Annotated in this window: 9 protein-coding genes; 2 read left to right on the top strand and 7 right to left on the bottom strand. The window is 70.0% G+C overall.

Going from position 1 to position 13273, the window contains the following annotated elements; all coding sequences use genetic code 11:
* Positions 1–71: 71 nt before the first annotated feature.
* The 4 genes from OG700_RS25525 to OG700_RS25510 all read right to left on the bottom strand — a co-directional run bounded on the left by OG700_RS25525 (position 72) and on the right by OG700_RS25510 (position 4387).
* On the bottom strand, positions 72–953 hold the full coding sequence (locus tag OG700_RS25525; RefSeq protein WP_405617358.1) for a TylF/MycF/NovP-related O-methyltransferase: 882 nt from the start codon (positions 951–953) through the stop codon (positions 72–74).
* Positions 954–1012: 59 nt separating this feature from the next.
* Positions 1013–1786 (bottom strand): methyltransferase domain-containing protein, encoded by a 774-nt coding sequence (locus OG700_RS25520; RefSeq protein WP_405617357.1) that lies wholly within the window; start codon positions 1784–1786, stop codon positions 1013–1015.
* Between the two features lie 106 nt (positions 1787–1892).
* Entirely contained in the window at positions 1893–3434 is a 1542-nt protein-coding gene (locus OG700_RS25515) for a glycosyltransferase family 4 protein (protein ID WP_405617356.1), read from the bottom strand.
* Between the two features lie 323 nt (positions 3435–3757).
* Complete coding sequence (locus tag OG700_RS25510) at positions 3758–4387, bottom strand: TetR/AcrR family transcriptional regulator (RefSeq protein ID WP_405617355.1); 630 nt, start codon at positions 4385–4387, stop codon at positions 3758–3760.
* 128 nt (positions 4388–4515) lie between these two features.
* On the opposite strand from OG700_RS25510, the gene OG700_RS25505 reads away from it, so the two are divergent.
* Both OG700_RS25505 and OG700_RS25500 read left to right on the top strand, forming a co-directional pair.
* Positions 4516–5475, top strand: coding sequence for an ABC transporter permease (locus tag OG700_RS25505; protein ID WP_405617353.1), 960 nt, complete (start codon positions 4516–4518; stop codon positions 5473–5475).
* Complete coding sequence (locus OG700_RS25500) at positions 5468–6256, top strand: ABC transporter ATP-binding protein (protein WP_405617352.1); 789 nt, start codon at positions 5468–5470, stop codon at positions 6254–6256. Before OG700_RS25505 ends, OG700_RS25500 begins: the two co-directional genes overlap by 8 nt.
* Before the next feature lie 158 nt (positions 6257–6414).
* Here OG700_RS25500 and OG700_RS25495 read toward each other — a convergent pair whose 3' ends face one another.
* The 3 genes from OG700_RS25495 to OG700_RS25485 form a co-directional block, all read right to left on the bottom strand.
* Positions 6415–11523, bottom strand: a complete 5109-nt coding sequence (locus tag OG700_RS25495; RefSeq protein ID WP_405617351.1) for an NAD-glutamate dehydrogenase — start codon at positions 11521–11523, stop codon at positions 6415–6417.
* Positions 11524–11887: 364 nt separating this feature from the next.
* On the bottom strand, positions 11888–12559 hold the full coding sequence (locus tag OG700_RS25490) for an HAD family hydrolase (protein ID WP_405617350.1): 672 nt from the start codon (positions 12557–12559) through the stop codon (positions 11888–11890).
* Between the two features lie 44 nt (positions 12560–12603).
* Entirely contained in the window at positions 12604–13110 is a 507-nt protein-coding gene (locus tag OG700_RS25485; RefSeq protein WP_405617349.1) for a DUF6912 family protein, read from the bottom strand.
* Positions 13111–13273: the final 163 nt, after the last annotated feature.

The following is a 13273-nucleotide window of genomic DNA, read 5'->3' as shown; positions in this document are numbered from 1 at the left end:
CGGTGCACGGTCCTTCCGAACTTCCGGACTTGCGAACTTCCGGACTTGCGAACTTCACAACTGCGTCGGATTCAGGGCTTGACCGCGATCCGGCCCTCGTCCATGCGCAGCATGAGCAGCCGTTCGCCGGTCTTCTCCAGGAACTCGTCGACGGCCTGGCGGGAGCCCTGCCAGTAGCCGTAGTCGTCGATGAGCAGCACACCGCCGCTCACCAACCGGGGGTAGAGAAACTCCAGTTCGTGCTTGGTGGAGGCGTACCAGTCGGTGTCCAGGCGCAGGATGGAGATCTGCTCGGGGGCCTGCTGCGGCACGGTGTCCTCCACCATGCCCTGCACGTAGTGCACCCGCTCGCCCGGGTACGGCACGCTCGCGAAGCCCGCCTGTACGTCCTCCAGCGAGGCGATCGCCCAGATCGGCCGGTCCTTGCCCTGCGCCGCGAGCAGATCCTCGGCGGACTTGCCGTCGCGCCGCAGATCCTCGGCGGTGGGCGGCGGCATGCCCTCGAAGGTGTCGAAGAGGTGCAGGTCGCGGTCGGTCTCGCCGAGCGAGAGCAGCGTCTTGGCGCAGGCCTGCATCGAGCCGCCGCGCCAGACTCCGCACTCGACGATGTCGCCGGGGATGTTGTGCCGTACGACATGGCGGGTGGCGAGGATGAAGGCGTTGAGCCGCTCCGGGGAGGTCATCGTGAACGGCTTGACCGCGCGGATGATCCCCTTCGCCTCGTCGTCGTAGTCGGCGGGGAGCGCCGCGGGCTTCGGTTTCGGCTTGGGCTTGGGCGTCGGCGTCGGTTCCGCGGCCTGCGGGTCCGGCTCCGGTACGACGGGGGCCGCCGCCGATGCCGGACTTGATGCCGGAGTTGATGCCGACGACCGGGGGGCGGGGACCGCGATCCGCCGGAGCTGATATCCGGTGAGCTTTTCGAGTGCGCCGTTCACTGCGCTTCGCCATGCCATGCGGACGGACGGTACGCGGAGAACTCCGCCGATGTCACCTTTCGTCAACTCCCGCTCATTTAGCTCTCTTTCGTGTGCATCTCAGCCGTTACGGGCTGTACGGCTCCGGGCTGTGCCTCCGGCGTGGCGGTCGGAGCGGGCACGACGGGCTTCCCCCGGCCGCACCGGTCGCGCCCCGCGACCGGCCCGGGCAGCGGGATGCCCTCGACGCCGCCGACGCGGTTGGCGTAGCGGACGGTCAGTTCCCGTACCGCGTACTCCCACAGCCGCCGCCTCGGCCGGCGCGGCCTGCGGAACACGCCCACCGAGTCGCCCCAGTAGGCGCGCTTGCCGTCGATGGCGGCGTAGTCGAAGCGGATGCCCTTCATGGGCGGGAAGTCCGTGTACGCCTCGGCCAGTTCGAGCCCGGTGAAGGCGGCCATGGCCCTGAACCCGTCGGGGTAGTACCGCCAGCAGTCCTGCGCGTCGTGCACATGGCCGCGCGAGGGCGCGGTGACGAACGCCAGGCCGCCGGGCCGCAGGACGCGGGCGATCTCCATCATCGACGCCCAGAAGAACGGGATGTGCTCGAACGCCTGGCCCGAGATCACGTAGTCGGCGCTCCGCGACCGCACCGGGATCCGGTACGGCTTGCGCATCACGATGTCGACGTTGGGACCGTCGAGCACGTCGACGCCGATGTAGTCGACGTCGCGCCCGTCGAGCAGGCTGCGGTGGGTGAGGGACTGCTTGGGCGAGATGCGCGAGCCCAGGTCGACCACCCGGTGGCGGCCGGACGCGGGCATGTACTCCTTGACGCAGAGTTCCATCTGCTCGTACGCGGACCTGTGCACGGTGACTCACTTTCCAATCCGGCTCGTTGGGTGCGACGCTCCCCCGACGTTCGAGGACATCAACGCCCGTACGGCCGTATGGTCACGTGGCGACCGGCTCACCCGGTCACGTCGCGGTGGCGCCCGCCGGATCGCCCGGTTCCGTACCCTCCTCCTGTGCGACCGCCGCGACGGCGGTCGCCTCCGCCGGAACGGCCAACAACCCTCGGTAGACGCCGTCGAGGATGTCGGCCTGCGCCTCCCAGGTCCACCGCTCCAGCAGGCCGGGGCGTACGTACGCCCTGCGGTAGGCGGCCGGATCGTCGAGCACGGCGCGTACGGCCCGTACGAAGTCCGCCGTGTCCTCGGCGCGGAACACCTCGCCCTGCCCGGTCTCGCGCACCTGCGCCGCCATCGTGCGCACGTCGCTGACGACGATGGGCAGACGGGCGTGCGCGTACTCCATGAACTTGGTGATCAGGGCGAGTTCGTGGTTCGGCCAGTGGTGGATCGGGATGACGCCGATGTCGGCGGTGGCCAGGAAGGGCACGATCTGCCAGTGCGGGACGTACGGCAGCGGGTGGACGCGGTCGGCGACGCCGAGATCCGCCGCATGGTCCAACACCGTCTTGACGACCCACCCTTCGGGCGCGGGCACGACGAGCGCCGCGTGCGCGCCCGGCAGTTGGGGCAGCGCCTCGATGAGCGTGTCGAGCCCGCGCTGCGGGGCGAGGGCGCCGCTGTAGACGAGCAGCGGCGTATCGGCGTCGATGCCGCACAACTCCCGCAGATCCGGGACGGGTTCATCTGCCGCGACCATGTCGGCGGGCGGGCCGCCGCCGGGGGCGTTGAGCACGACGGCGGGCGGCCTGGGCAGCCGGTGCTCCTTGTGCAGCAGCTCGGCCAGGGCTGGGGAGACGGTGACGACCGCGTCCGCGCACCGCCCGTACTCCCGCTCGTGCGCGACATGCGCCGGCATCCAACGCCGGTACCCGGCACGGGGCTTGATACCCGGCAGATACTCGTGCGCGTCCCAGACCAGCTTCACGCCCCGGCCCCTGCCCCGTGCGCGGTGCACGGCGCGGGCGCCGACGCCGATCATCCGGAAGTCGTTGGCGTGGATGAGATCGGGCTCCAGCGCGTCGACGACGGGGCCGAAGGCGAACTCGTAGTCCCACAGGTACGGTTCGAGCCTGCGCCAGCAACGGTCGCCGAGCAGGGCGCGCCACATGGCCGTACGGAGCCGCTCCGGCAGCGCGTCGGGGTCGCGTCTGCCCTCCACCAGGGCGAGTTGGCGGTGCCGGAAGCCGACCCAGCGGGCCAGGACACGGGCCGCCGTACGCCGGACCAGGAACCGCCGCCCCTCGGCGGACCTACGGGCCAGCAGATCGGCGCGCCACGCCTTGACCCACTGCCTGCGGTGCTGCGCGATGCCGCCGCGCCGGTAGGCGAAGAGCCGGGGCAGTACGACCCGGCGGTAGTCCCTGCGGCGTTTCGCGAGGGTCATCACGACGGGGACCAGCCGCACTTCGGCGTCACCGATGGTCCAGCGGTGCCGGTCACGATCCGGGGACTGCCCGAGGAGCACCACATCCCAGCCGGCGTCGGCCATGGAACGGGCGGCCTTCTGTACGCGGGAGTCACCGTTGACGGCGTTGTCCACGAGCATGACGACCCGTCCCCGGCCTCGGCCGCGTCCTGGGTGCCGCCCGGATTCTGGTGTGGAAGCGACACTCATGGGGTGGCCCGTCCTTCGACTCGTCTTCGCGGGGGCCGCCCTGCCCTGGTCCACCCCCACCGGGGCAACGAAGATTCATCCACCAGGGCTACGGAGACGCCCTCCAAGTCACCCATACGGCGGCTTCACCACCCCCGCCCACCCGGCGGGCCTTCAAGCCCGCCCGGCGATTGAGGGCACACCCCCAGCCCGTCCGGCGCTTGAGGACAGAGCCCCCAGCCCCTCCGGCGCTTGCGGACAGAGCCCCCGCCCCATCAACCGGCGCGCCCACCCGTCATCGCGGAAACCGCCACCGCCGCGAGGTCGTCCAGATACCCGGCCGGCAACTCACCCCGGACCACGACCAGACGCCAGTACAGCGGCCCCGCGATGAGATCGAGCGCCCGGTCGGGATCGGTGCCGTCGGGCAGCTCGCCACGGGCGACCGCCTCGCGTACGACCACCGCCGCGATCCCCTGCCGCCCGTCCAGCAGCGCCGACTTGATCGCCTCGGAGATCTCCGGGTGCCGGGCGGCCTCCACCAGCAGATCGGGGATGACCCGGGAGGCCAGCGGGTGACGCAAGGCGTGCGACGCCACTTCCAGCAGGGCACGTACGTCGCCGTACAGCGAACCGGTCGCGGGCACCGGCAGTCCCTGGGCCGCGACGGCGGAGACCAGATCGAGCACCAGCGCCAGTTTGGACTTCCAGCGCCGGTAGACGGCGGTCTTGCCGACGCCGGCCCGGCGGGCGATGCCTTCGATGGACATGCGGGCGAAGCCGACTGCGGCCAGTTCCTCGAAGACGGCGGAGCGGATGGCGTCGGTCACGTCCTCACGGAGCACGGCGGCTCCCGCTGGGGCGCGGCGTGAGAGGCGGGGGTCCGTGGGCATGGCACCGAGCATAGCGTCAGGGACGTCACGACGAAACGGTTGCGTTGCGACGCACTTCCGCCTTAACCTCTGCGTTACGACGAAACGGTCCCGTCCCGTCGCACGACCCCGTTCAATGTCCCTCGTCGAAAGCGCCCTCCGTGAGCCAGACGACCGCCTCCCCCTCCCCGGTCCGGGCCGCCCCGGCCCAGGGCGCCCCCGCCCCGCCGGCCCCAGTCCCGCAGGTCCTGGACCTGGACCTGCGCGCGCTCGCCGCCCGGCACGGTCTGACCGAGAGCGGGGCCCGGCCCCCGCTCCCCGCGTATCTGCGCGGGCTGCACACCCGCCGCCACTTCGTCACCGCGTTCGCCACCGCCAGGCTGACCTCGCAGTACAGCAAGGCGAAGCTCGGCCAGCTCTGGCAGATCATGACGCCACTGCTCAACGCGACGGTCTACTACTTCATCTTCGGCGTCCTGCTCGACACCAAGCACGGGGTGCCGGACTTCGTCCCGTTCCTGGTCACCGGCGTCTTCATCTGGTCCTTCACCGCCGGCACCATCACCGCCGGGACGCGCGCCATCTCCGGCAACATGGGCCTCGTCCGCGCCCTGCACTTCCCGCGCGCCTCACTGCCGCTCGCGTTCGCCCTCCAGCAGCTGCAACAACTGCTGTTCTCACTGGGCGCGCTGACCGTGATCCTGGCCGTCTTCGAGCAGTACCCGAGGCCCGCCTGGCTGCTGGCCGTGCCCGTCCTCGCGCTCCAGACGGTGTTCAACACCGGCCTCGCGATGATCTTCGCGAGACTGACGGCGGCGACACCCGACATCGCCCAGCTGACGCCGTTCCTGCTGCGCACCTGGATGTATGCGTCCGGCGTGATGTGGAGCCTGGACACGGTCTTCAAGAACCAGAACGTCCCGGAGCTGGTCCGGCTGGCCCTCGAATGCAATCCGGCGGCCGTCTACATCGACCTGATGCGCTTCGCGCTCATCGACAGTTTCACCGCCGGTCAACTCCCGCCCCACGTCTGGCTGGTCGCCACCGGCTGGGCGGCGCTCGTCGGGGCCGGCGGATTCCTGTTCTTCTGGCAGGCGGAGGAGAAGTACGGCCGTGGCTGAGACCGAGCGTGTTCCGACCGTCGTCGTCGACGGCGTCCACATCACCTACCAGGTGCACGGCACCAAGGGCGGCAGAGGCAGCGCCACCTCGGCGCTCAGCCGGATCGTCTCGCGCCGGAAGGCCCCCGGAGTGCGCGAGGTGCACGCCGTACGGGACGTGAGCTTCGTCGCGTACAAGGGCGAGGCGATCGGCCTCATCGGCTCCAACGGCTCCGGAAAGTCGACCCTCCTCAAGGCAGTCGCCGGGCTGCTGCCGGCCAGCCGGGGCAAGGTCTACACGCGGGGCCAGCCGTCGCTGCTCGGCGTCAACGCGGCGCTGATGAGCGATCTGACCGGCGAGCGCAACGTCATACTCGGCGGGCTCGCGATGGGCATGACGCGCGAGCAGGTCAAGAGCCGCTACGCCGGCATCGTGGAATTCTCCGGGATCAACGAGAAGGGCGACTTCATCACCCTGCCGATGCGCACCTACTCCTCCGGCATGGGCGCCCGGCTCCGCTTCTCCATCGCGGCGGCCAAGACCCACGACGTCCTGCTCATCGACGAGGCGCTGTCCACGGGGGACGCCGCCTTCCAGAAGCGCAGCAAGGAGCGCATCGCCGAACTGCGCGCGGAGGCCGGCACGGTCTTCCTGGTCAGCCACAGCAACAAGACGATCACCGAGACCTGCGACCGGGCGATCTGGCTGGAGTCGGGAACGCTGCGGATGGACGGCCCGGCGGCGGAAGTCATCGCGGCGTACGACGAGTTCACGGGCACCCGGAAGAAGCCCAAACGCTAACCGCCGGACGGGCTCACTTCGAGCCCGTCCGGCGGCCACTTCAAGCCCGTCCGGCGCTTGAGGACACCCCCACCACCGGCCCGACCGGTTCCAACCGACCCGCAGGCCACCCCCAGCCCGTCCGGCGCTTGCGGACAGAGCCCCGCCCGGCCACCCGCCTACGCGTGCGTCCGCAACAGCGTCCGCATCGTCCGCATCGCGACCGACAGATTCGCCAGGTCGAACGAGTCCGAGCTCTGGATCTCCTCCAGCGTCGTACGCGAACGGCCCAGAATCGCCGCGTTCTTCTGCTCCCACGCCTTGAAGCGCTCCTCCGGCGTCGACGTCCCGTTGCCCACGGACAGCACGTCCGACGTCAGCGCGGCGTGCGCCGCGTACAGGTCCTCGCGGATCGACGCGCGGGCCATCGACTGCCAGCGGTCGGCCCTCGGCAGCTCGATGATCCGGTCCATCAGCTGCGTGATCCGCAGCCGGTCACCGAGGTCGTAGTACACGTCGGCGACGGCCAGCGGCTCCTTGCCCGTACGGTCGGCGATCTGCACGATGTCCAGCGCCGGGAACGCCGCCGAGAATCCGGCGACCCGCAGCGCCAGCACGTCGGGCACGCCCGCCCCGGTCAGCTCGTCCACGATGTTCTGGTACCACTCCAGGTCCGCGCCGCGCAGCAGTCGCGGCAGTTGCTGCCACACCTGCCTCACGCCTTCGGCGAAGAACTCGACCGTCCCGGCGATCTCCACCGGCTGCGGCCGGTTGCCGAGCAGCCAGCGGGTGCCGCGCTCGACCAGTCGCCGTGAGTGGAGCCGGATCCGGGTCTGGACGTCGGCGGCGACGCTGTTGTCCAGCGACTCGACCGAGTCCCAGACCCCGCCGAGACCGAAGATCTCCCGGGCGGCCGTCTGCGCCCGTACGATCTCCTCGATCGACGCCCCGGTCTCCTCGCGCAGCCGGTGCAGGAAGGTCGAACCTCCCGCGTTCACGGTGTCGTTGACCAGCACCGTCGTGATGATCTCGCGGCGCAGCGCGTGGCCCTCGATCTGCTCGGCGAACTTCTCGCGGAGCTGCTCGGGGAAGTACGCGTACAGCAGCTTGCGCAGATACGGGTCGTCGGGCAGCCCGGTGGAGATCAGCTCGTCGGCGACCGTGATCTTGGTGTACGCGAGCAGGACGGCCAGCTCGGGCTGCGAGAGTCCCTTGCCGCTGTTGAGCAGTTCCCGGATCTGGCGGTCGGTCGGCAGGAATTCGAGCGCCCTGTCGAGGTTGCCGTCGCGCTCCAGGCGGCGCATGAACCGCTGGTGGGCGTGGAGCAGCGACGGGGCCTGGAGGACCGCGTTGGCGAGTGCGACGTTCTGCGCGTAGTTGTTGCGCAGGACCAGCGTGCCGATCTCGTCGGTCATGGCGGCCAGCAGCTTGTTGCGCTGCTTGACGGTCATGTCGCCTTCCGTCACGAGGCTGTTGAGCAGGATCTTGATGTTCACCTCGTGGTCGGAGGTGTCCACGCCCGCGCTGTTGTCGATGGCGTCGGTGTTGATCTTGCCGCCGTCGCCGTCGGCCCCGCGCCGGGCGAACTCGATCCGGCCGAGCTGGGTCGCGCCCAGGTTGCCGCCCTCGCCGACGACCTTGGCCCGCAGATCCTCGCCGTTGATGCGGATGGCGTCGTTGGCCTTGTCGCCCACGTCCGCGTTCGACTCGGCGAACGACTTGATGTACGTACCGATGCCGCCGTTCCACATGAGGTCGACCGGGGCCTTGAGGATCGCCCGCATCAGATCGGCCGGCGTCAGCTTGGCCACGCCCGCTTCGATCCCCAGCGCCTCGCGCACATGCGCGTTGACGGGAATCGACTTCGCGGTACGGGGGTGGATCCCGCCGCCCTGGGACAGCAGCGACTTGTCGTAGTCGGCCCAGGAGCTGCGCGGCAGGTCGAAGAGGCGGCGGCGCTCGGCGAACGAGGTGGACGCGTCCGGGTTCGGGTCGATGAAGATGTGCCGGTGGTCGAAGGCGGCGACCAGCCGGATGTGCTCGGAGAGCAGCATGCCGTTGCCGAAGACGTCGCCGGACATGTCGCCGACCCCGGCGACGGTGAAGTCCTCGGTCTGGGTGTCGTGGCCCAGCTCGCGGAAGTGCCGCTTGACGGACTCCCAGGCGCCGCGTGCCGTAATGCCCATGCCCTTGTGGTCGTAGCCCGCGGACCCGCCGGAGGCGAAGGCGTCGCCGAGCCAGAAGTCGTAGGCGATCGCGACCTCGTTGGCGATGTCGGAGAAGCTGGCGGTGCCCTTGTCGGCGGCGACGACCAGATAGGTGTCGTCCTCGTCGTGCCGCACCACGTCGGCGGGGTGCACGACCTCGCCGGCCACCATGTTGTCGGTGATGTCGAGGAGGGCCGAGATGAACGTCTTGTAGGAGGCGATGCCCTCGGCGAGCCAGGCGTCACGGTCCACGGCCGGGTCGGGTAGCTGCTTGGCGACGAAGCCGCCCTTGGCGCCGACCGGCACGATCACGGTGTTCTTGACCATCTGTGCCTTGACCAGGCCCAGGATCTCCGTACGGAAGTCCTCGCGCCGGTCGGACCAGCGCAGCCCGCCGCGGGCGACCTTGCCGAAGCGCAGGTGCACGCCCTCGACCTGGGGCGAGTAGACCCAGATCTCGTACGCCGGGCGGGGCGCGGGCAGATCGGGGATGGCCTGCGGGTCGAACTTCATCGACACATAGCTGTGGTGCTTGTCGGCCGTGGCCCTGCGGCCCGTCCCTCCGGGCACCTTGCTCGTGCCCTGCCGCTTCTTGACGCTCGACTCACCGGTGCCCTGGCCGGCGCTCTGGAAGAAGTTGGTCCGCAGCGTGGCCTTGATGACGGTGAGGAACGAGCGCAGGATGCGGTCCTCGTCGAGGCTGGCGACCTGGTCGAGCGCGCCGGTCAGCTCTTCGAGGAGCCCTTCGATCAGTTCCGTGCCGGCCCGCTGGCGGTTGGGCGCCATCCGGGCCTCGAAGAGGGAGACGAGCAGCCGGGTGGTGTGGACGTTGTTACGGAGGGTGTCCTCCATGTAGTCCTGGCTGAAGGTCGCCCCGGCCTGGCGCAGGTACTTCGCGTACGCGCGCAGCACCATCGCCTCGCGCCAGTTGAGCCCGGCGCGCAGGACGAGGGAGTTGAAGCCGTCGTTCTCCGCCTCGCCCGTCCAGACGGCCGCGAAGGCGTCCTGGAAGCGCTCGCGGGCGTCTTCGGCGAGGTGGTCGTCCTTGGCCTGACCGTTCTCGCCGCGCGGCATGCGCAGCCCGAAGTCGTAGATCCAGGCTTGGGCGCGGTCGGTGCGGCGCAGCTCGTACGGCCGCTCGTCCACGACCTCGACGCCGAGCTGCTGGAGCACCGGCAGGACGGCGGAGAGCGAGACCTGCTCGCCCGTGCGGTAGATCTTGAAACGGCGCTCGCCGGGGCCGGCGCCGACCGGCTCGTAGAGGGAGAGCGCGAAGTCCTTCTCCTCGCGGCTCAACTCCTCGACGCGTACGAGGTCGGAGACGGCGGAGCGCGGCGAGTGGTCGGCCTTGTAGCCCTCGGGGAAGGCGTTGCCGTAGCGGCGCAGCAACTCGGCGGCGCGCTCCTCGCCCAGCTCGGCGTTGAGCGCCTCACCGAAGCCGTCGGCCCAGGAGCGGGCGGCCTCGACGAGCCGCCCCTCGATGCGGTCGGCATCCGCGTCGGTGAGTTTGGCCAGCTCGGTGCCCTGCGGGACGCGTACGACGAAGTGGAGCCGGGAGAGGATCGATTCGGTGTTCCAGGCGGTGAAGTCGACGCTGGTGCCGCCCAGTTCCTCCTTGAGGATGTCGATGAGGCGCAGCCGGACGCCGGTGGTGTAGCGGTCGCGCGGCAGGTAGATGAGGGCGGAGTAGTAGCGCCCGTACTCGTCCTGGCGCAGGTAGAGCCGCAGCCGACGGCGCTCCTGGAGGTACAAGACGCTGGTGACGATGGAACGGAGCTGGTCGACCGGGGTCTGGAACAGCTCGTCGCGCGGGTACGTCTCCAGGATCTGCATCAGGTCGCGGCCGTCGTGGCTGTTCGGCGAGAAGCCGGCGCCCTGAAGAACCTCGGCGACCTTGCGGCGTACGACGGGCACACGGCGTACGGACTCGGTGTACGCCGCCGAGGAGAAGAGGCCGAGGAAGCGGCGCTCGCCGATGACGTTGCCCTTGTCGTCGAACTTCTTCACGCCGACGTAGTCGAGATAGCTCGGGCGGTGCACGGTGGAGCGGCTGTTGGCCTTCGTCAGGATGAGCAGCTTGTGCTCGCGGGCCTTGGCGCGGGCGTCGGCCGGCAGCCGGTTGAACGACGGGCTCACCGGGTGGGCCTCGTCGTCGGTGTGCCTCGGGTCGGAGCGCAGGATGCCGAGGCCGGTGCCGGGCACGGCGGTCAGGGCGTCGTCGCCGGTCAGCTCGTACTCGCGGTAGCCGAGGAAGGTGAAGTGGTTGTCGGCGAGCCAGCGCAGCAACTCACGTGCCTCATCGACCTCCTGGTCGCGCAGGTCGTCGGCGGTCGGCTCGCTGGGCAGCTCGTCGGCGATGCGCAGCGCGGACTCGCGCATCTTGTCCCAGTCCTCGACGGCCTCGCGGGCGTCGGACAGGACGCGCAGCAGGTCGGCGGTGATCTGCTTGAGGTCGGCGCGGTCGGTCTCGCGGTCGATCTCGACGTGGATCCAGGACTCGATCAGGGTGTCGTGCGTCTGCTCGGCGCCGTCGCCCCGGCCGCCGGGAAGAACCTCGATGAGTTTGCCGGTGACATCGCGGCGCACCAGGATCTGCGGGTGGATGACGGCGTGGATGCCGCGGTTCTGCCGGGAGAGTTCGTTGGTGACCGAGTCGACCAGGAACGGCATGTCGTCGGTGACGACCTCGACGACGGTGTGGGTGCACGTCCAGCCGTTCTCCTCGACCGACGGCGTGTGGACGCGCACGTTGGCGGTGCCCTGCGGACGGTTCTCGGCCAGCCGGTAGTGGGAGAGCGCCGCGCCGTAGATGTCGACCGGATCGCGGTCGGCGAGGTCGTCCGGGGCGGTGTGCAGGTAGTACTTGTGGAGAAACGCGAGCAGCGTCTCGTTGTCCGGACGCTTCGCGTCGTACGTCCGGTCGTGCGTCCGGTCGTGCGTCTCGCCGCCGGTCGCCGTCGCGGCCGAGCTGTTCCGGGAGGCGCCCCCCAGCCCCTCAGCACCCCCGGCCGGGCTGTTCTCAGCGACCCGGGCCGCCCGTGCGAGCAGCTCGGCCTTGGCTTCGTCCAGCTTGGTCTGCATGTCCTCTGGCTCCTGTCGCGCGCCGTTGCGTGACGTCGATGAAAGAAGCGACACAACGCCACGACGCGAGGTCTCCGGTCGATGTCGACGCTATGCCGCGATGAGAGATGTCCGGGACGTTATTGGCCAAACTTGACGGCCACGCCGGATTGTGGAGATCAGCGAGGCCCGGGGCGCTGTGGCACTCCGGGCGCGGGCCGGGAGCTTCGCTGCTCCCACGGCATATCGCACTGATCACGGCCCCAGGCTATCCCGCCGCACCCCGGACCCGTCATGAACCGCATATGTACAAAAGATGGGCGCGAAATCTGCCGGTCCGGCCAGTGACAAGTGGCCGGTGACGTGGGCGTTGTGGAGACGACGGTCAGCGCGCGATGCTCTGCGCGAGGTCGACGGCCTCGGCGAGACTGTCCACGACGGGGACTCCCACCTCCTCCAGGCTCTTACGGCTGTGCGATCCGCCGGTGTAGAGCACCGCACGGGCCCCGACATGAGCGGCGGCCAGGGCGTCGTCGACGGCGTCACCGATCACCACGGTGCGGGCCGGGTCTATCCGGCCATCCTTGGCGAGCGACGCCAGATGGCGCTCCATGTGCACGGCCTTCGTACCGCCGGAAGGTCCCGTCCGTCCGTCGACCCGGACGAAGTGCTGGTGAATCCCGTAGTCCCGCACCACGGGCACCAGTCGATCGTGTTCGTACATGCTGAGAATCGACTGGCTGCGGCCGGCCAGCGTCCACTGCGCCAGCAGCTCCTCGACACCCTCGGTCAGCGCGCACCCCACGCGCCGCTCCACGTAATGCCGCTGGAAGGCCTCGTCCATGACCAGCCACTCGGCGTCCGTGGGCAGGCGGCCCATCAGACGCTCGTAGAAGACCGGGATCGGCATGCAGTACAGATCCCGGTACCGCTCCGCGGTGATCGGCTCCAGACCGATCTCCGCGAAGCTGGCGTTGGTCGCCCCGATGACCGCGCTGAAGTCGTCGAGCAGAGTCCCGTTCCAGTCCCAGACCAGATGTGTGTCGTGCTTCCCCATGCCGGAAACGTTACCGGCCGGGTCTGACAACGCGCCGCCGAACCCTACGCGACGATGCCCGGGATCTCCTGCACCCCGAACCAGAGCAGTTCGTGGTCCTCGGCGCCGTCGACCGTGAACCGCGCGTCGTCGTCGCCGTGGTCGGCGGCGCCCAGCGCCGCGGCGGCGGCGGACACGTCGTCCTCGGCGTCGTCCGCGTCGACGTGCACGGCGGCGGCCTTGGCCAGCGGGACGGCCGAGGCGATCCGCACCTCGCCCAGCCCGGCGGAGTCCACCCCTCGGTCGGGATCGGCCGCGGCGTCCTTGTCCGGTACGTCGACGGCGACCACGACCCGGCGCCGCGCGGCGGACGGATCACCGGCGAGCTGCCGGAGCGAGGAGGCGGCGGCGCGGTTGAGGGCCGCGTACTCCAACTCCTCGATGTCGTCGGAGAGATACCACTCGCGCAGTCCGGGCGTCACCGCGTACGCGGTCAGCGGCCCGGGGCCCAACTCGCCCGTCTTCTGCGCCTCGGCGAGACCGGGAAGGGTCAGAGGGACGTAGACGCGCATGCGATGACCGCTTTCGTAGTCGGAAGAGCGGTTCAAGAGTACGTCCGGTGTCTCCGGCCGGTCCCTCGTCGGGGTGACACTGCGGAGCCGTTCCGCGTCCACTCGCATACGCAGAGTGATGCCTCCAGCCCTGGTACGGCCTGCGCGCCCACTCGGACAGGTG

Source organism: Streptomyces sp. NBC_01508, assembly GCF_045040315.1.
Classification (GTDB): domain Bacteria; phylum Actinomycetota; class Actinomycetes; order Streptomycetales; family Streptomycetaceae; genus Streptomyces.
The sequence above is the reverse complement of the archived record's forward strand: the minus strand, read 5'-3'. Positions and strand labels throughout refer to the sequence as shown.